Annotated in this window: 14 protein-coding genes and 3 pseudogenes; 11 read left to right on the top strand and 6 right to left on the bottom strand. The window is 36.4% G+C overall.

Annotation, left to right across the window (positions count from 1 at the left end; genetic code table 11):
* The 4 genes and pseudogenes from ACSV4D_RS17750 to ACSV4D_RS17735 all read left to right on the top strand — a co-directional run.
* Positions 1–210, top strand: a pseudogene (locus ACSV4D_RS17750) (hypothetical protein); the annotation flags it as partial.
* A 155-nt stretch (positions 211–365) separates the two neighbouring features.
* A complete protein-coding gene (locus ACSV4D_RS17745) occupies positions 366–1,079 on the top strand; it encodes a PRTRC system protein B (RefSeq protein WP_439229325.1) in 714 nt (237 codons plus the stop codon).
* A complete protein-coding gene (locus tag ACSV4D_RS17740) occupies positions 1,076–1,882 on the top strand; it encodes a PRTRC system ThiF family protein (protein WP_439229324.1) in 807 nt (268 codons plus the stop codon). The genes ACSV4D_RS17745 and ACSV4D_RS17740 overlap by 4 nt, the downstream gene beginning before the upstream one ends.
* Positions 1,883–2,354: 472 nt before the next feature.
* A pseudogene (locus ACSV4D_RS17735) lies at positions 2,355–3,890 on the top strand (SulP family inorganic anion transporter).
* Positions 3,891–4,094: 204 nt separating this feature from the next.
* Here the strand turns inward: ACSV4D_RS17735 and ACSV4D_RS17730 are convergent.
* The 4 genes from ACSV4D_RS17730 to ACSV4D_RS17715 all read right to left on the bottom strand — a co-directional run bounded on the left by ACSV4D_RS17730 (position 4,095) and on the right by ACSV4D_RS17715 (position 6,801).
* Positions 4,095–5,051, bottom strand: a complete 957-nt coding sequence (locus ACSV4D_RS17730) for an IS110 family transposase (protein WP_439229323.1) — start codon at positions 5,049–5,051, stop codon at positions 4,095–4,097.
* A 544-nt stretch (positions 5,052–5,595) separates the two neighbouring features.
* Positions 5,596–5,871 (bottom strand): molybdenum ABC transporter permease, encoded by a 276-nt coding sequence (locus tag ACSV4D_RS17725; protein WP_439229322.1) that lies wholly within the window; start codon positions 5,869–5,871, stop codon positions 5,596–5,598.
* A gap of 11 nt (positions 5,872–5,882) precedes the next feature.
* Positions 5,883–6,029, bottom strand: a complete 147-nt coding sequence (locus ACSV4D_RS17720) for a hypothetical protein (protein WP_439229321.1) — start codon at positions 6,027–6,029, stop codon at positions 5,883–5,885.
* A 4-nt stretch (positions 6,030–6,033) separates the two neighbouring features.
* Entirely contained in the window at positions 6,034–6,801 is a 768-nt protein-coding gene (locus tag ACSV4D_RS17715) for a ParA family protein (RefSeq protein WP_439229320.1), read from the bottom strand.
* A 700-nt stretch (positions 6,802–7,501) separates the two neighbouring features.
* Here ACSV4D_RS17715 and mobA point away from each other — a divergent pair.
* The 3 genes and pseudogenes from mobA to ACSV4D_RS17700 all read left to right on the top strand — a co-directional run.
* Positions 7,502–7,945, top strand: coding sequence for a conjugal transfer protein MobA (gene mobA, locus ACSV4D_RS17710; RefSeq protein WP_439229319.1), 444 nt, complete (start codon positions 7,502–7,504; stop codon positions 7,943–7,945).
* Positions 7,942–9,252, top strand: a complete 1,311-nt coding sequence (mobB, locus tag ACSV4D_RS17705) for a conjugal transfer protein MobB (protein WP_439229318.1) — start codon at positions 7,942–7,944, stop codon at positions 9,250–9,252. Before mobA ends, mobB begins: the two co-directional genes overlap by 4 nt.
* 122 nt (positions 9,253–9,374) lie before the next feature.
* Positions 9,375–10,124, top strand: a pseudogene (locus tag ACSV4D_RS17700) (YWFCY domain-containing protein); the annotation flags it as partial.
* A 96-nt stretch (positions 10,125–10,220) separates the two neighbouring features.
* On the opposite strand, the gene ACSV4D_RS17695 reads toward ACSV4D_RS17700, so the two are convergent.
* The gene (locus tag ACSV4D_RS17695; protein ID WP_439229317.1) at positions 10,221–11,717 is read right to left on the bottom strand and encodes an aminotransferase class V-fold PLP-dependent enzyme; all 1,497 of its coding nucleotides are present in this window, start codon (positions 11,715–11,717) and stop codon (positions 10,221–10,223) included.
* A gap of 515 nt (positions 11,718–12,232) precedes the next feature.
* Between ACSV4D_RS17695 and ACSV4D_RS17690 the strand changes: the two genes are divergently transcribed.
* Positions 12,233–12,871 (top strand): type IV toxin-antitoxin system AbiEi family antitoxin domain-containing protein, encoded by a 639-nt coding sequence (locus tag ACSV4D_RS17690; RefSeq protein ID WP_439229316.1) that lies wholly within the window; start codon positions 12,233–12,235, stop codon positions 12,869–12,871.
* A complete protein-coding gene (locus ACSV4D_RS17685) occupies positions 12,868–13,722 on the top strand; it encodes a nucleotidyl transferase AbiEii/AbiGii toxin family protein (RefSeq protein WP_439229315.1) in 855 nt (284 codons plus the stop codon). Before ACSV4D_RS17690 ends, ACSV4D_RS17685 begins: the two co-directional genes overlap by 4 nt.
* Before the next feature lie 240 nt (positions 13,723–13,962).
* On the opposite strand, the gene ACSV4D_RS17680 is transcribed toward ACSV4D_RS17685, so the two are convergent.
* Positions 13,963–14,721: an XRE family transcriptional regulator gene (locus ACSV4D_RS17680; protein WP_439229314.1), complete on the bottom strand. Its 759-nt coding sequence runs from the start codon at positions 14,719–14,721 to the stop codon at positions 13,963–13,965.
* A gap of 87 nt (positions 14,722–14,808) precedes the next feature.
* Here ACSV4D_RS17680 and dinB point away from each other — a divergent pair, with 87 nt between their 5' ends.
* Both dinB and ACSV4D_RS17670 read left to right on the top strand, forming a co-directional pair.
* A complete protein-coding gene (gene dinB, locus ACSV4D_RS17675) occupies positions 14,809–15,990 on the top strand; it encodes a DNA polymerase IV (RefSeq protein ID WP_439229313.1) in 1,182 nt (393 codons plus the stop codon).
* Positions 15,991–15,994: 4 nt separating this feature from the next.
* Positions 15,995–18,843 (top strand): DNA polymerase III subunit alpha (locus tag ACSV4D_RS17670; RefSeq protein WP_439229312.1); only part of this gene is annotated, 2,849 nt, incomplete at its 3' end.

The raw sequence follows: 18,843 nt of genomic DNA, 5'->3' as shown, positions 1-18,843 counted from the left end.
GATTGTTTAAAATTAGCTCAAGAAGCCTATGCCCTTTTAGAGCAATATCCAAATGAAAATGTATTTCGAAATGCAAGACCTAGCGAAGAAGAAGAAGAAGAAGAAGAAGAAGAAGAAACAGATAACATTTTAACAATGGATTACTACATATCTTTTTATGCTGATGGAAAAGGTTGGTTGAATGAAAAATATTATTCAATGTGTAAATAGTGAATTACAAGAATACGTAGAAATAGAAGAACCTTGTGTTCTTAAACGTTTTGACGGAAGTGACATAACCAAAAAAAATCTCGATTTTGAGAATCGGTTATTTGCCCTTATCGAAGAATTAATATACATCCTGAATAACTTTTAAAATAATCCTTATGAAAGACATTACAGCGAATTTTGGAAAGCTATACCATCCTATATCAGCATTGGTATTCTATCAAACCAAAGGAATAAACTCTGCTACTTATGTAGAACATTTTGATATGGACAAAAATGGCAATCCCATTAATGCCCACCCTTTGACAGTAAGAGAAGCAAGCCAACTGGCAAAGGCATTGAAAACAACAAAAGAACAAAAAGAACCTTGTTTGAAATCTGAGGGAATAATGAGCAATAGTATTTTACACATTGACAGCAGCAATAATAAAGTAATTTGGTTTACCAAAGCGATACAAAGAGAATTGTATTTTACAGAAAGTTTGGGAATTCCGAAAGGATTCGCCAACGTTCCTGCCATGTTATGGATTGCAAACAAAAATAGCCTTTCGATTTTTGCTTTGGGAAGTAACCGAAGACCTAACGAAAATACCAAACTATACAATGCTCCATTTTTCAATGTTCACGAAAATGGGAATGTGTGCATGGGTACTGTGGATATTCAAATAAAGAAAATTGCTTTATTGGAAGCGTTTACCAGCGCATGGGAACATTACTTTTTTAATAGTTATTTCAGCCATCTGATGCCCGATTATAACCCGATAAAGGGAAACTGTGTAACACTTTGGGAAAGTCTTATAAATACCAACAAAGTTTTCCCAAAAGAAGTATTAATAAACAGTAAGAAAACCATAAAAGATGTATTGCAATGAATATAGAAAAAACAAAAGTCCATTTTACAGACAACTATTTAATAAATCCCACAAACCCAATATCGGTAAATCTTATCGGTGCGGGTGGAACAGGTTCAAAAGTACTAACGGCTTTAATTGAAATGAACCATAGCCTTATTACTTTGGGGCATTCAGGTTTGAGCGTTCGCTTGTGGGATGATGATAGTATAACGGAAGCCAATTTAGGCAGACAGCGTTTTGCCGAATGTGAAACGGGATTGTATAAATCAGTAGCCTTAATAAACCGTGCCAATCGTTGGTCGGGTACAAACTGGAAAGCAGAAACGATAAAATTTGAAAAAGACAGTTTAGACAGATTGCCCGAAAACGCTAGTGCCAATATTTTCATTAGTTGTGTAGACAGTGTAAAGTCTCGTTTAGAAATTGCTGATATTTTGCAACGGCTAAGCTACAGCAGAGCATATTCCAACCGTCCCCTATATTGGATGGATTTTGGCAATAGCCAACTTACTGGACAAGTAATACTTTCTACTATTGGGAATATAAAACAACCCAATTCCGAGAAATATGAAACTGTAACTAATTTACCATTTGTGACCGAAGAATTTGCCGAACTGTTAAAGCAATCTGAAGCTATAGATGACACACCCAGTTGCTCCCTTGCTGAAGCATTAGAAAAACAAGATTTATATATCAATTCTGCACTAACACAAATGGGATGCTCTCTTTTATGGGGTTTGTTTCGCAACGGATTGACACAGAATAGAGGCTTTTTTCTCAATTTGAAAGATTTTAGGTCGCAACCCATTCCTGTTAACTAAACCAACCCCTATAATTATTGGGGCGGGCTGCAAAAAGACACTCCCTTCCGAAGTTCGGGAAAGTCTTTTTGCAGTAAAAAAAAGAAGCAAGCACTTTGGCAAAATGCAAATGCTCCCATTTACCAAAAAGCTTGCGGTATTTTTGCGTGAGGATATTCACTATCCTCAATATTTGATTTATCTGACTTCTTTTCTTTCCACATCTGCGACCAAAGAAAAGATTCTGTGTTATAAAACAATTTTTTTTAGTTTTATTTCGTGTTAAATTGTGTACAACAACTATAAATTGTACTTTTGCACCACTTAATGAAAAGAACAGTACAAATATCGTCCCAAGTTACTCCGCCTTGATCTTAGGCTAACTGTTATATTTCCCAATTTTAATTTATTGGCTTCTCTGTTGTACTCGAAGGTTTTGCTTTCGTGTACATACTTTTCTATTTACATTTTTACATCTTTAAACATAATCTTTATGCAGAAAATTATCAATTTGTTTGATTTCAAACAGAAAATTAATTACAAAAACGAAATTCTTGCTGGTCTTGCAGTAGCCATGACCATGATACCTGAGTCTTTATCCTTTGCAATTCTGGCGGGGCTTTCCCCATTGACAGGACTTTACGCAGCATTTTTGATGGGCATTGTGACCGCAATCTTAGGAGGTAGACCCGGAATGGTCTCCGGAGGTGCTGGAGCAACGGTAGTCGTACTTATCGCATTAGCTGCATCACACGGCGTGGAATATCTTTTTGCTGCGGTTATATTAGCAGGTGTACTGCAATTTTCAGTAGGAATATTTAAGCTGGGTAAATTTGTCCGCTTGATCCCACAACCGGTAATGTATGGTTTCTTAAACGGTCTTGCAGTAATAATTTTTATGGCACAGGTAGCTCAATTTAAAGTTGTTGAAAACGGGATTGAAGGTTGGATGCAAGGTTCGGCACTTTTTCTGATGGCAGGATTGACATTATTAACTATAGCCATCGTATTTATATAGCCAAAATTCACAAAGGCGGTTCCTGCATCTTTAGTAGCAATAATAGTTGTCTTTGGAATTGTATATTTTTTCGGTATCGATACTAAAAAAGTAATTGATATCGCCTCTGTAGGAGGTTCTTTGCCTTCATTTCATATCCCTGCTATTCCTTTTAGTCTGGAAACATTGAAAATTATTTTCCCTTATGCCTTAGTAATGGCAGGAGTTGGATTGATTGAAAGTCTGCTAACATTGAATATGGTTGATGAAATAACCAGCACAAAAGGGCAATCTAACCGTGAGGCTGCCGCACAGGGTATAGCAAATATCACCAACGGTTTCTTCGGAGGAATGGGTGGATGTGCAATGGTTGCCCAGACTTTAGTGAATGTCGGAGCTGGAGGGAGAGCCAGACTTTCTGCAATAGTTGCAGCTATAGCAATCTTATTGATCATTCTGGTTGCAGGTCCTGTAATCGAGCAAATTCCAATGGCGGCATTAGTCGGGGTGATGATGATGGTAGCTATAGGCACATTTGAGTGGGTCAGCTTTCGAATTATTAATAAAATGCCTCGACACGATATTTTTATTGGTATGCTGGTAGCAGTTATAACTGTACTATTACACAACTTAGCTTTAGCCGTTTTGATAGGTGTAGTTATTTCAGCTCTTGTATTTGCCTGGGAAAGTGCCAAACGTATTCGTGCAAGAAAGTATGTAGATGAAGATGGTGTAAAGCATTACGAAATTTTTGGTCCGCTGTTCTTTGGCTCTGCTATGGCATTTACCGAAAAATTTGATGTTGTAAACGATCCCGATGAGGTGATAATAGATTTCAAGGAAAGCAAAGTTGTAGATATGTCCGCAATTGAAGCCTTGAATAAAATTACGGAAAAGTATCACAAGGAAGGTAAAAAACTACATTTACGTCATTTAAGCCAAGATTGCAGACAGTTACTAAAAAATGCTGAAACAGTCATAGATGTGAATATTATCGAAGATCCTACCTACAAAGTAATGACTAATAAGTAATATTGGTATATTTAAGTTTACATCGAAAGCTATCGGGTTTTTTCGATGGTTTTCGATGTTTTTTTTATGAATTCCAGTCTTTATACTAAGGTTAAATACTAGATTTGAGTAAACGCAAAAATGGTGCGGAGGGTATAAGCTAAAACTATCCTCTTAAACAAATTATCGGTGGAGAATTATGCTTCCCCTTATTTATACCGTTACTTACTGAAACGGAATGATTTGATACTGGTGTTCTGAATTATAATAAGAATTGTTTTTCCATAAGATAAAAGTCAATTCTAGCAGTTTTCTTTGGATGGCAACTATAGCCTCCATTTTGATACCATGTCTTGAAACCAATCGTAAGAAAATATCTTTGAACCTTTCATCAGTCCTAATTGCAGCTAATGCTGGAAAGTGCATTACCTTTCTTAAATTCCTATTACCCCGCTTGGAGATTCGAGGTTTGGATTTCACTGAGGTTCCAGATGTCTTTTCTCTGACATCTAATCCTGCATAACTAACCAACTGTCTTTTATTCTTTATTAACTCGAATCCATTGGTTTCTGCTATAATCGTTACAGCAGTTAGATTTCCAATTCCGGGAATAGAACATACCATTTTCATCTTTTCCACTAGAGTTTGATCTCCTTTGATAAGTACAGCAATTTCTTCTCTTATCTCCTTTTCCTGCAAATCAATAAGAGCTATTCTTTTTTTAGTTCGTTGCACTGAGTTTTCACTTGATGTTGCAGAAGTACGTTCTGCATGTAGTTGATTTTTTAACATTGTTCTCTCCTGTACCAACTGCTCACGTTCCCGACAAAGCTGCCTCAGATCATTAAATATTTTTAAAGGAGGTAGCCAAACATCCAACTTCCTTTCCAAACCAAATCTCGCAATGGCTTGTGAAGCGCTCTTATCAGTTATGGTTTTTATATCAAGTGTTCTCGCATAATTACTGATTTTATTTGGTAAAACGATACTGACTTGTTTTTGAATACTACATAAATAATATGCCAAGGATTCATGGTAAACCCCTGTTGCCTCCATTACGTACCGTACCTCTGTTGTATTTGATGTCTGCTTATTTACCCATGATACAAGGCTTGAAAATCCTTTTTTAGTATTGGGAAATACTTTATAAGCATAAACTTCTATGCTGATCTGCTCATCCATTCTACCAAGAGATACAACTAATTCATTTTCGCAACATCAATTCCAACTGTCTGCTTTAATAATACCTTCATCTTATCTGGTTTAGGTAAGTGATAACCTTTCTTCATCTTTTCTCCTGACTGGATATACTGGCTATAAGACTCATTATAATGAGCAAATTCCTTACATTCTGTTCAGATTCTAAAAGGTTAAAGAAGAGGAGGCAATCTCTTTTCTTGAATATACCGTAAGGCTATTTAAAGCAAAATCTGCTCTCGCCCTTCTTCACTTAGATTATATAATACAAACATAGGAGAAGCAAAAGAACGCCGCTGTATTTATTGATGACATTGTTCTAAAAGCTTATATCAATTCATTAAGTCTATAATTTATCCTGATTAACAATACAAATCAGCGTAAAAAGACACTCCCTTCCGAGGGTCGGGAAAGTCTTTTTACTGAGAAAAGGTACAAGCCCTTTGGTAAAATGTGAATCCTCACATTTCACCAAAAAGCTTGCGGTATTTTTGCGTAAGGATATTCACCATCCTCCTTTTTCTTGTTTTTATTTTAGATTTTGGATTTCAATTGGAACTTCCTTTTCTTTTTCTTTCTTTTGTCTTGAATAGCTCCAATATAACAAAAGTCCAAAAATAATTAGAATATAAGCAATCCATTTTCCAATACGTTCCAAAAAAGAGATAACGACTGATTTTTCATAACTCGAAAAACCTTCTGCACCCAAAGGACTTCTTCGGTAAAACTTTCTTCTGTTAATCCAATAACGAAGAGCAAAACCACTTAGCAAAGCCAGTATACTTAAAACCAATGCTGGATCCATAATTTACTTTTTTATGTTTCACTTTCAAATTTAAAAACGGAATTCACAGATTCTGGAGGAAGCTGTAAACCATCCTTTTTAATACCATCAACCATCAGGTTCATCATCAACTCCTCGTTAATTTCGGGAGAAACTTTTCTTTTATTATCTTTTTCCATAACCTTATAATTGAATGATTTTTAAAAATTCATTGACAAACTGATCCAACTGACAAGCTTTCATCAAACGTTCATCTGGAGGCATAACGGTAGAACGAAATACAGTTTTGCTATTCACTTCACTTTCTTTGCGAAAACGGGTACTGTTCTTGATTTGACTGTGCATCAAACTCAATCCCAATTGTTCCATAAGTTGGTTATAAATTTCATATAAAGGGGTGCTTTCCCTCCCATCCACTTGATTCCAAAACAGATTAATAGTTTCGATTGAAGTTTCCCCTTTTTTCATAATCACATCCTGCAAAAGCTGTGTAAAAATCAGTGTGCTTTCCATTACCACACGATCAGCGGTAATAGGTCTAAAAATGTGGTGCATTCCTGCCAATGCTTTCAAAATACCCGGAGTGTTCACGGTTCCGGGCAGGTCAAAGAATACCACATCAACAGCTACAGAAGAAGTATTCAAAAATTCCTGAGCCGCTTCCAATACACTTTCGGCTTTGAGTTGCATAATGGGATAGGCTTTTTTATTGATGGTGGTAAATTGTTTGTACGCCAACTTTTTCAAATGTTCATTTTCCATGACCATTGCCAGATCACGGGATTTCATTTTCATCAAACTGTGCTGTGGAAAATCGGCATCAAATACAGCCACATTGTAGCCCAATCGATAATGTAGCGTACTTGCAAGTAATGTTGTAAAGGTACTTTTACCAACACCGCCTTTTTGAGAAGAAAAGGCAATAAATACTGTTTTGTGTTTTGAATTCATCTTTTAACTGTTTTTAATTATTTATGGAAATACTTCAGTTCCTATGTGTGTTTGTCGTTAAGTACAGAGTTGAGTAACTAAATACCCTGCAATCTATTTATGTGCTTGAATACAATCTTATGTCTGTATGTATAGCTGTCAAATGCTACCGGCAGACTTACTTCATTATGTAATTGCATTTGTGTCTGCACAACTACCTATTTAATTATTTCAATAGCTATTCTTTTACAACTGTACAGCTGTATTTAGCTAAGTGAGTACTGATGTAATTATGTTGTTACCTACATAGCTACTTATAGCCTTATATCTGTTTCTAAGTACAAAGAAATACAGCTATATTCCACTTTTATTAACCTGGCAATGTTTGGCATTTACTGGCGATTTTTGGCAATCCTACTCCGTACAATTATTTCTCCTTCAATATTTTACTTTTTAAAAAACAATAACCAGATGAATTAATGGAAGGAGCTAATCAATATTTGAGTAACAACCTAAACGGCCTTAAGCCGTTTTTTTCCCTGCTTTATTCAATCCGGATTCGCCGACAGGCGGACGGATTATCTGTTCGACAGAACAGAGCAAGTTGTGTTTTGAGGCACTCGAAATGAATTCCGTGCCTCAAAACAACTTGTCCGCCGCGGCGGAGCTAAAAACACCCTCCAAAGTCGGCGTTTTCTAAAAAATTATAAATGGATTGATGATGGATAACCCAGAAAACAAAAAACAGCACAAAGGTGGCAGGAATCCTAAAAAGAATCCGAGCATTCACCGTTATGTATTTCGTTTGACGGATAAGGAAAATGCTAAATTCCTTTCACTTTTTGAAGCTTCGGGAGCAGATAATAAAGCCCATTTTATTACTTCTATTCTATTTGAAAAACAGATAAAAACCGTAAAAATAGATATGGCTGCAATGGATTACTATATGAGATTAACCACTTTATTTGGTCAGTTTCGAGCTGTTGGTGTGAATTACAATCAAATTGTGAAGCTATTATATCGCAATTTTTCCGAAAAGAAAGCTGCTGCTTATCTCTTTAAACTGGAAAAACATACAGCGGAATTAGCACAATTATGTCACGAGATTATTAAGTTAACGGAAGAATTTGAAGCAAAACATTTGATTAAAAATGAGAAAAAATGATAGCAAAGATTGGTCGTGGAGCAAATATGATGGGTGCACTTTCCTATAATCAGCTTAAAGTTGATCAGGAAAACGGAGCAATATTGGTAACGCATAGAATAAGAGAAACAATCAATGGAAATCATACTATTGCTCAATTCTATCACTCATTTGAACCTTATCTGATTGCAAACAAGCGAACAGAAAACCCCGTGTTACATATTTCTCTCAACCCTGATCCGAGAGACCAAGTGAGTGATGAAGATTTCAAACAAATAGCGAAAGATTATATGGAACGCATGGGTTATGGAGATCAGGGTTATGTAGTCTTTAAACATACCGATATTGAACGAACTCACATTCATATTGTATCAACCTGTGTAGATCGCAACGGTAAAAAACTATCCGGTAACTATGAAAAATTACGTTCTATGGATGCCTGCCGTGCATTGGAACAAGAATACAAACTAATACCTGCAACGGAAAAATCTCGTAATCCAAAAGAGGAACTATTCAGACCAATTGACTACAAGGCAGCGAATGTAAAAAGCCAAATAGCCTCGGTAGTTCGACATTTACCCAAATATTACCAATATCAAGGTTTAGGTACTTACAATGCCTTACTTTCTCTTTTTAATATTACCGCAGAAGAAGTAAAAGGAGAATTACAGGGTCAGTCTAAACAAGGATTGGTTTATTTCGCCTTGAATCAGCAAGGAGAAAAAGTAAGTAATCCGTTTAAGGCTTCTCTTTTTGGTAAACATGCAGGACTGGAAAAATTACAGAAACATTTCGAGGATTCGAAAGAAAAGATGAATCTATCTAAGGGAAAAACGATACTAAAAAACACTATTGAAATAGCCCTACATACCGCTAGCGGTGAAACAGAATTTAAAAAACAATTACTGGAACAAGGAATTAATATCGTTGTACGCCGAAACGACAAAGGACGTATTTATGGGATGACTTTTATAGACCATGAGTCCCGTACTATTTGGAACGGATCACAATTGGGTAAAAATCTTTCAGCCAACGTTTTTAATGATTGGTGGAAAAATGAAGTGATTGAAAAACACCAAGAAAGTATTCTGAATAATCCCTCTCCTTCATCATCCGCAGTAAAAAATAATCCGGAAAAAGAAACAGAACAACCTCATGAACTTTTTGATTTTCTTGACAAGAAGCAAACTGTGTTTCACAATGATAATTTTGGATTAATTGAAGCGTTTGGAGGACTATTACCCGAAGCACAAGGAGAAAATTACGAAGAACATACCTTTTCTAACCAGATGAAGAAAAAGAAAAAACGCAGAAAAAAAGGCAACTAAAAATAGACTTTCTTTCCGTCTTCAAGTAGTCAAATAGTGCCACTAATAACCATCTAATCCCTTATTCTGCTAAAGAATCTACTTTGTTCTAAATTCATTAATAACATTAAATCCATTGAAAAATGCAAGGAGAAGACGATTTAAGAGGACTGGCCAAAATAATGGCTTTTATGCGTGCAGTAAGCATTCTACTAGTATTGATGCACTTTTATTGGTTTTGTTATGGGTTCTTTTTAGAACGAGGTTGGACTTTACCAATCATTAATAAGATACTAGGCAATTTCCAACGGACAGCCAATTTATTTTCTTATACCTTATATTCCAAGCTCTTTGCTGTAGTCTTACTTGCGTTGAGCTGTTTAGGAACTAAAGGTGTTAAAAATGAAAACATCACCTGGACTAAAATCTCTACCGCCTTAATTATCGGTTTTATCCTTTTCTTTCTCAATAGTCCATTGTTAAAATTGTCAACAGTAATGGCAACTTCTTTATACATACTAACAACCTCACTGGGCTATATCGCTTTAATGATGGCTGGAGTTTGGATTAGTCGTTTGCTTCGCACTAATCTGATGGACGATGTATTCAATAACGAGAACGAAAGTTTCATGCAAGAAACGAAACTGATGAAAAATGAATATTCTGTCAATCTTCCCACCAAGTTTTATTATAAAGGCAAATGGAATGAGGGATGGATTAATGTGGTAAACCCTTTCAGAGCCTCCATTGTATTGGGCACACCAGGATCCGGTAAGAGTTATGCCATTATAAATAATTACATCAAGCAGCATATCGAAAAGGGGTTTTCGATGTATATCTATGATTTCAAATTCGATGATCTTTCTACTATTGCCTACAATCATTTGTTAAAATCAGTATCGTTCTGTAATATAAAAAAAGGTTCTGGAAAATCACAATGAGTCAATTAGTAAACTCACTTTGCGAGTTCCACTGGTAGTCTGTACTTTCTAATCTAATAGAAACCATTCTTTCACATCTTCAGCGATAGTTTCCTTTTTTAAAAAATTTTCAAATTCATTGTTAATGGGGTTGTAACGATAATCTTTTTGCCAGTCTTTATAATTATAACTGACTTGCTGAATCGCATCACAGATAAATAAAACCTCTTCGTTAGTCATCGTTGGATGCAGAGACAATCGTACCCATCCCGGTTTATGACGCAAATCTTGATTACTAATTCCTTTTGAGATTATTGCTGAATTTTTTTCATCAATTCCCAAAAGATAATGAGCATAAGTACTTGCGCAAGACCATCCTCCGCGAACCTGAATTCCGAAACGGTCGTTTAAAAGTCGAACAACTAAATTATAATGAACATTTTCAATCATAAAAGAAACACAGCCTATTCTATCTACTTTAGTGTCTCCCAAAACGGAAACTGCTTCTATTTTTTGAAACCTATCAAAACAAAGCTGTACTAATTCCGCTTCGCGTTTTTGTATGTTCTCCACGCCCATTTTGGCTTTCAGTTCAAAACATAAAGCCGTTCGAATAACCTGCAAAAATCCTGGTGTTCCTCCATCTTCTTTTATTTCCAAAGCCTCATTGTACGCATAGGCTCCCCAAGGATTGGTCCATTTTACATTTCCTCCGCCAGGAGAATCGGGGGCATTTGCATGGTATAATTTTTCGTTAAAAACTAAAACACCACAGCTTCCTGGGCCTCCTAAAAATTTATGTGGCGAAAAGAAAATGGCATCTAGCTGTTGTTCTGGATCCTCTGGATGCATATCTATTTTTACATAGGGTGCAGAAGCCGCAAAATCAACAAAACAAAAACCCTTGTGCTGATGCATAATTTTGGCTAATTCATAATATGGGGTAATAATTCCTGTAACATTGGAACAAGCGGTAAACGAACCAATTTTTACTTTTCTATTGGCATATTTTACTAAGGCATTGGATAATATTTTAGGATCAACCAAATTATTTTCATCTGCCGGCAAAATGACAATATCTGCCGTGGTCTCGTACCAGGGAACCTGATTGGAATGATGCTCCATATGGGTAATGAATACTACTGGTTTTTCCTCCTTGTTCTGAGAAACTCCAGCTAGTTTATCGCTGGAACGCAAGCCCATAATTCTTTGTAACTTTGATAAAGCGGCCGTCATTCCTGTTCCTGTTGTAACTAAAACATCTTGATTATTGGCATTTAGATGCTTTTTGATCAAGTCTCTGGCATGCTGATACCCATAAGTAGTCGCCTTTCCTGTTTCACTCGAAAAGGAATGGGTATTGGCAATCATTGGTCCCACTCCATTACGCAGTATATCTTCAATTAGAGCATACAATCTACCACTGGCAATCCAATCAGCATAAAGCAGGTTTTGTATCCCATATGCCGACAAAAACTGATGATCTACTCCTATAATATTCGCTCTGAATTTTGAAAAATATTGTTCTAATGCTGTCTTCGGACTCTTATTTAATAGGCTTTCCATGCTTTTACTTCTTAAAAATTTACTTTAAAAAGACATTAATTCCATTTTAAACTAAAAACTGATAAGTAGCCAATAGGGATGCTAAACAGGCTTTTTTTATACTATTGTAATCTAAATTTGGCTCCATCAGGCTAAACCCACAACCAATCCTAAACTCTTTACAATAAACACTTTACTACTAGTTTTTTGTTTTCAAAACAAATATAAAAACTTAACTTTAAATACAATAATAAACCTACAAATATCAACTAAGTAATTTTTTTGTTAAAACATCCAACATAAAAACAAATTGGCAATACAATAACTATCCTGATTAGAACCGCAGATGAATTTTAAAGCTTCGGAAATTAGCTCTCTATAAGAAACTTTTATACCCAATATAATATTAATACTGTTCTATATGCTACCTATAATCGGAATATTTCCGATTATAACTGCGTATAAAGACCAAAAAATGTAATAAAATTTGCTTTAAATCGGAAAATTTCCGATTTTAGCTAAATATTTTAACAAAAATGGATTTCAAATATTCAATTAGATCATTTAGTACTGTCCCGCTGAACAGACAAGTCCTGCTTGATATACTTAAAGATTATAAGAGACCCAATGACAAGATTAGCGAACTGATTAAAAGAGGAGAACTAATTCCATTAAAAAAAGGGCTTTATATCGCTGGAGTACGAACCGATTTAACAGTTCCCGAACCATTCCTAATTGCAAATCATTTATGGGGACCGAGCTATGTATCTCTTGAATCGGCTATGTCTTACTGGGGTATTATCCCTGAACGGGTATATGAGGTAAGTTCTATTACTATAAAAAGTTCCAAAAAATATAAAACTCCTATAGGAAGATTCAGCTACCGTTCAATCCCTGCCCCTTATTACAGCTTTGGAATTAAAAGCATCGAATTAGCAACAGGACAGCTAGCACTTATAGCATCTCCTGAAAAAGCCTTATGCGACAAAATAATTACTACCTCTGGACTTTCTTTACGAAGTCCCTCCCACACACGTAATTTTTTATTGGATGACCTACGAATAGATCCACAATGGCTCCGTAAATTCAATCTTAAAGAGATGAAATCCTGGATTGAGGATGCTCCAAAAAAACAAAGTCTAAGAATGCTTATAAAAACATTAGAGAAATTATGATTAAAGAATGGATTAAGGAATATAACCCCAAAAACACCGAGGAGGTACTCTCAGCCCTGAGGGAGATTATGCAGGAAGTTACACTGGCAGGCCTTTCCAGAACTGATTTCTTTGAAAAAGCAGCTTTTTACGGAGGAACAGCTTTAAGGATATTTTATGGATTGGATCGCTTTTCTGAAGATCTCGATTTTTCCTTGCTGGAATCAAACCCTGAGTTTTCTCTTGAACCTTATTTCAACGCTATAGTAACTGAGTTTAATGCTATCGGTATGCAGGTGAGCATTCGAGAGAAGGAAAAGAAAGAAAAAACAAATATTGATTCGGCTTTTCTAAAGTCTGAAACCGAATGGAAAGAATTGATACTGGAGGATATTGTAAAGCAAGCGGGTATACAATCTACTAATAGGACGATGAAAATTAAAATAGAAGTAGATCGCCGCCCTCCTCTTGGGTTTACCACCGAAAACAAGCTGATAACCCAACCATTCTCTTTTTATGTAAAGTGTTTTAGCAAGCCTAGCTTATTTGCCGGTAAAATGCATGCAATTTTGTTTCGAAAATGGAAAAATCGGGTTAAAGGAAGGGATTGGTATGATTTGGAATGGTATATTAAAAAAGGAATTCCTCTCGACTTACAGCATTTTGCTTTACGGGCAAAAGATACAGGAGACTGGACAAAAGAAAGCTTAACACAGGAGGATGTCCTTGTGATGCTTCGGGAAAAATTTAAAACTGTATCATTTGACAATATAAAAAAGGATGTTACTCCTTTTATAAAAGATGATCAAGTTCTTGAAATTTGGGGAGAACACTATTTCAATGATCTTTTAGAGAAATTAAAATTTCAATAAAATACATAAATCCTCTTTCTAATTATTCTATTTAAACAAAAAATATTCAACAAAAGTAAATCCAGTACCCAATTGTACTGGCGTATTCGCTTGTTGTTGTTACAATTATTTTTGCTTTTTTCTTTGTTGCAATTGCTGCATTTTTTTAACGTAGCTTTGTAAATGGAAGGTTTTATTTTGTAAGAAGTTTTATTACATCATAGTAATATACAAAACTTTGAGCCAAAACTATTTCACTTTTTATCTTCGAATTTCAGCAACCTCTCTTTTCAAATCCAACAAAAGATCCTTCAAACTGTCCATTTCCGTAAGGGGTTGTTTGCTATCTGTTCTTCCTATATTACATTGGTATTCCCAGATTTCTAGAATTTCAGAAAATTTAACTTCAAAATTAGGATAATAGGTGTTATCGGATTCTAAAACCAAAGTGTTTTTTTTATTTTTATTCAAGCGCTTATACACCATACCTTGATTTTTCGTAATTAAAATGTAGGTTCTCCCGTCCACTACTTCACCTATATTTTCTACATAACGCCCCACAATGATAGCCCCTTCCTCATGTGGGGGCATGGAATCTCCTTCAACAGGAAATCCCCGATATTTTCCCGAACCTAGGAATGGCAAGGAAATCTGTTGCAGACTTTCAATATATTCGGGATCTGCATAACCACTCAGGTAACCGGCCTTCGCTCTTTCAGTGACTATTTCAATAATATTATCACCACTATGATCAATCTGTATGGGCAATAACAACCTATTGTTTTCCAATTTAATTAAATCTTGAATATCAATTTTCCGGATGTCAACAGAAAGCAATAAATCAATACTGATGTGAAAATATAAGGCTATTTTTTTTAAAATATCATAAGGTGCTTCCGAAGTACCGTCCTCATATTTCACATACCTGCCCCTGGTAATTTTCAATTGCTCAGCTAATTTTTCCTGTGAAATTTTATCTCGTACTCTTAATGTTCTGATATTATCCGAAAATAACGACATAATTATTTTGTTACAATTTGTAACTACAAATGTAAATATTTTTGTTACAATATGTACTAATTTTGTCTGGTATAAAATGAGACGACTATGGGAAGAGCAATTGTACATATCGACATGAATACGTTTTTTGTTTCCTGCGAAAGATTGAGTAATGCTGCATTAAATGGTATTCCACTAATTATTGGCGGTGGCGATCGGGGCGTTGTGGCTTCCTGCTCCTATGAAGCCCGCAAATTTGGCGTACGCTCTGCTATGCCTATTGCTATGGCACTTAGACTTTGTCCACAGGCCAAAGTAATAAAAGGTGATATGGAATTGTATTCCCAATTCTCGCATACTATTACCGAGATTATTCAACAAAACGCACCTGTAGTGGAGAAAGCCAGTATTGATGAGTTTTATTTGGATATCACTGGCATGGATCAATTTTACGGCTGCTACAAATGGACAAATGAACTGGCTGGGACTATTACAAAAGAAACAGGTTTACCCCTAACCTTTGCTTTATCCGTTAACAAAACCGTTTCTAAAATTGGGACTGGTGAGGGAAAACAAAAGCAAAACCTGGAAATACCACAACATTTGGTACGGCCTTTTTTAAACCCCTTATCCATTCAGAAAATTCCAATGGTAGGTGATAAAACCTTTCAGCTTCTATCCCGAATCGGTATCCGGACCATTCAAACGCTCTCTGAAATGCCGGTCGAAGTCTTGCAACAAATGATTGGAAAAAACGGTATAGAACTGTGGAAAAAAGCCAATGGAATTGACAACAATCCTGTGGAACCTTACTCTGAAAGAAAATCTATATCGACGGAGCATACTTTTACACAGGATACTATTGATATTCCGAAACTTAAAAGATTATTACTGGGGATGGTGGAAAAACTGGCTTTTCAGTTGCGCTCAGAAGAATGGCTTACCTCTACTGTAGTGATTAAAATTCGATATGCCAATTTTGATACGGAAACCAAACAATGCAGGGTACAATATACCTCTGCTGATCATATTTTGACGAAAATCGTTACGGATTTATTTGATAAATTATACCAACGCAGAATGCGGCTTCGACTCATTGGAATCCGATTTAGCGGACTCGTTCGGGGGAGCTATCAGATTGATTTATTCGAGGATACCGGAGAAATGCTTGCGCTATACGCCGCTATGGATAAAATGAAAACACGCTACGGTTTTGATGCCGTGATGCGCTGTGCAGGAGCTTCCTTCAAACCCAACAATAAAAATGAAATTTTAAAGCGTAAATCCTAATTCCATGTACCTCAACTGTCATTCGTTCCATTCTTTACGTTATGGAACAATCCCCCTGGAGGAATTAATTACACAGGCAGTTAGCTGTGGGGTTACTGCTATGGCGTTAACGGATATCAATACTGTAACGGGAATTTACGATTTTATTAAAGGCTGTGATGCTGCAGGTATAAAGCCCCTTGTAGGTATGGAATTTCGCTCAGAACAACGATTAAGGTTCATCGGACTGGCTAAAAATACTAATGGACTGGCGGAAATGAACCGCTTCCTGACCCAACATAATTTTGACGGAACTTCATTGCCTTTGGCAGCACCCAATTTTGAATCTGTTTTTGTTATTTATCCATTAGAAAATGTCCCGCCGTTTTTAAAAGAGCATGAGTATATTGGTATTCGTCCTGAACAATTACAAAAACTTATTTTGTCAGAATGGAAAGACAAACAGCAAAAAATGGTCGTCCTGCAACCGGTAAGCTTTCGAACAAAGGAAGAATTTGAATTGCATAAAATTCTTCGGGCTATTGATCTGAATTGCATCTTATCGAAACTAACTCCTTCTGATTATTGCAGGAATTCTGAAATTATGGTTTCCGCCGGGCGGATTTTGAAATGCTATGAGTATTATCCCAAAATCATCAAAAACACCGAGAAAATCATTCAGGATTGCAATTTTGTATTTGATTTTAGTTCTCCTAAGAATAAAAAATTTTATACCAATGACAGCGCAAGTGATCTTATGCTATTGTCTACTCTTGCTGAACAGGGGCTTGTATGGCGGTATGGTAAAGATCATGTTGAAGCAAAAACACGCATTGCAAAAGAATTAAAAGTAATCGACCAATTGCAATTCAGTGGTTATTTTTTAATCACCTGGGATATTATCCGATATAGTAACAGCCAGGGATTTATGCATATTGGCCGCGGCAGCGGTGCCAACAGTATTGTGGCTTACTGTCTTGGAATCACCGATATCTGTCCCTTAGAACTGGATCTGTATTTTGAACGTTTTTTAAACCTGAATCGAAAAAGTCCACCCGATTTCGATATTGACTGGAGCTGGAAAGAAAGGGACTGCATTCTCCAATATATATTCTCCCGCTATGGTGCGGAACACGTTGCCTTTTGTGGTACCAATGTGGAATTCAAATATAAATCGATCTTTCGCGAGGTAGGCAAAGTTTTTGGTTTACCTAAAGAAGAACTGGACATACTGGCTAAAAACCCCATGAATTTACACGCTGGTAATCAAATCGTGAAACAGGTTCAGCACTTTGGTATGCTGCTTGAAAAATACCCCAACCAAAGGAGTATGCATTCCTGTGGTATTCTGATTTCTGAAGAACCTATAACCGATTACACCCCGCTTTTTGATATGCATATTGCCGAAGATATCGGTTTGGAAAAATTTGATATTTTGAGCCAAAGAGGAATTGGTCATATAGATGATAGTGTCAAACTGATTAAAAAAAACCGGGGGATTAGTCTCAATATTCGTGATACTTCCCTTTCAAAGAATGAGCTACGCTGTAATGCATTTTTGGCTTTAGGAAAAACAATTGGCTGCTTTTATATTGAAAGTCCTGCCATGCGTGGTCTTTTACGCAGGTTAAAGTGTGACAATTATAAAACACTGGTCGCCGCTTCTTCAATCATTCGTCCCGGGGTAGCCCAGTCCGGGATGATGAAAGAATATATCTTTCGCCACAATCACCCTACCGAATTCGAATATTTTCACCCGGTGTTTGAGCAGCAACTGGGCGAAACCTACGGCATTATGGTGTATCAGGAAGATGTAATCAAAATAGCTTTGCATTATGGAGGATTAGCTGCTGCAGATGGGGATATTTTGCGTCGGGCAATGTCTGGGAAGGGACGATCTAAAGAGGCCTTACAGAAAGTAAAGGATAATTTCTTTAACTGTTGTGCTCAGAAAGGACATCCATTAAAACTTTCTGAAGAAATATACCGTCAGATTGAATCTTTTGCCGGCTATTCTTTTTGCAAAGCACATTCTGCTTCATATGCTGTAGAAAGCTATCAAAGTTTGTACCTCAAAGTATATTATCCGATTGAATTCATGGTGGCGGTCATCAACAATCAGGGCGGTTTTTACCGAACCGAAGTCTATGTTCATGAGGCACGAATGTCTGGAGCTACAATACACAATCCTTGTGTGAATAAGAGTGAATTTGAAACCGCTGTCTATGGTACGGATGTCTATTTAGGGTTGATGCTGTTGCAGGGACTGGAATCGAAAACAGCTTTGCAAATACAACAAGAACGGGAGAAAAATGGTGTTTTTAAATCGTTAGAAGATTTTATTAATCGCATTCCAATTGGTATTGAAGGCATTCAGATTTTGATTTTTATTGGTGCTTTTCGTTTTACAGGAAAAACCAAAAATCAGTTATTAGTAATTGCCCGATTGATACTGGTCAATTTTAAACCCGAAAACAGAAACCTGATGCTGATTCAGGAAGCGGTCAGAGAATATCAGCTGCCTGTATTAGAACGCTCGTTCTTTGAGGACGCTTTTGATGAGATTGAACTATTAAGTTTTCCCGTATCCTGCTCGCCCTTTGATCTGCTCAAAACCAAATTTCGAGGGGATGTGATGGCAAAAGAATTAGCGAATTTTCATAAAAAAACGGTTCGTATGCTGGCTTACTTAGTGTCCAGAAAACATGTTCCTACTAAAAGGGGCACAATGTATTTTGGTACCTGGATTGATGCTGATGGGGCATTTTTCGACACGGCGCATTTCACAGACAGCCTGAAAGAATATCCGTTTCAGGGCGGTGGCTGTTACTTGCTTATGGGACGTGTAGAAGTGGATTATCATTTTCCCACCAT

The sequence above is a fragment of the Flavobacterium sp. ARAG 55.4 genome, assembly GCF_051846875.1.
Lineage (GTDB): Bacteria > Bacteroidota > Bacteroidia > Flavobacteriales > Flavobacteriaceae > Flavobacterium > Flavobacterium plantiphilum.
Note: the sequence above shows the minus strand (reverse complement) of the source record. Positions and strands in the feature narration are given on the sequence as shown.

Bases quoted from the DNA above. Each gene is read 5' to 3' on its own strand.
- ACSV4D_RS17725 (WP_439229322.1), bottom strand. From the start codon at position 5,871: ATGGATCCAGCATTGGTTTTAAGTATACTGGCTTTGCTAAGTGGTTTT.
- ACSV4D_RS17695 (WP_439229317.1), bottom strand. From the start codon at position 11,717: ATGGAAAGCCTATTAAATAAGAGTCCGAAGACAGCATTAGAACAATAT.
- ACSV4D_RS17680 (WP_439229314.1), bottom strand. From the start codon at position 14,721: ATGTCGTTATTTTCGGATAATATCAGAACATTAAGAGTACGAGATAAA.
- ACSV4D_RS17715 (WP_439229320.1), bottom strand. From the start codon at position 6,801: ATGAATTCAAAACACAAAACAGTATTTATTGCCTTTTCTTCTCAAAAA.
- ACSV4D_RS17720 (WP_439229321.1), bottom strand. From the start codon at position 6,029: ATGGAAAAAGATAATAAAAGAAAAGTTTCTCCCGAAATTAACGAGGAG.
- ACSV4D_RS17730 (WP_439229323.1), bottom strand. From the start codon at position 5,051: ATGGATGAGCAGATCAGCATAGAAGTTTATGCTTATAAAGTATTTCCC.
- dinB (WP_439229313.1), top strand. From the start codon at position 14,809: ATGGGAAGAGCAATTGTACATATCGACATGAATACGTTTTTTGTTTCC.
- ACSV4D_RS17690 (WP_439229316.1), top strand. From the start codon at position 12,233: ATGGATTTCAAATATTCAATTAGATCATTTAGTACTGTCCCGCTGAAC.
- ACSV4D_RS17745 (WP_439229325.1), top strand. From the start codon at position 366: ATGAAAGACATTACAGCGAATTTTGGAAAGCTATACCATCCTATATCA.
- mobA (WP_439229319.1), top strand. From the start codon at position 7,502: ATGGATAACCCAGAAAACAAAAAACAGCACAAAGGTGGCAGGAATCCT.
- ACSV4D_RS17740 (WP_439229324.1), top strand. From the start codon at position 1,076: ATGAATATAGAAAAAACAAAAGTCCATTTTACAGACAACTATTTAATA.
- ACSV4D_RS17685 (WP_439229315.1), top strand. From the start codon at position 12,868: ATGATTAAAGAATGGATTAAGGAATATAACCCCAAAAACACCGAGGAG.
- mobB (WP_439229318.1), top strand. From the start codon at position 7,942: ATGATAGCAAAGATTGGTCGTGGAGCAAATATGATGGGTGCACTTTCC.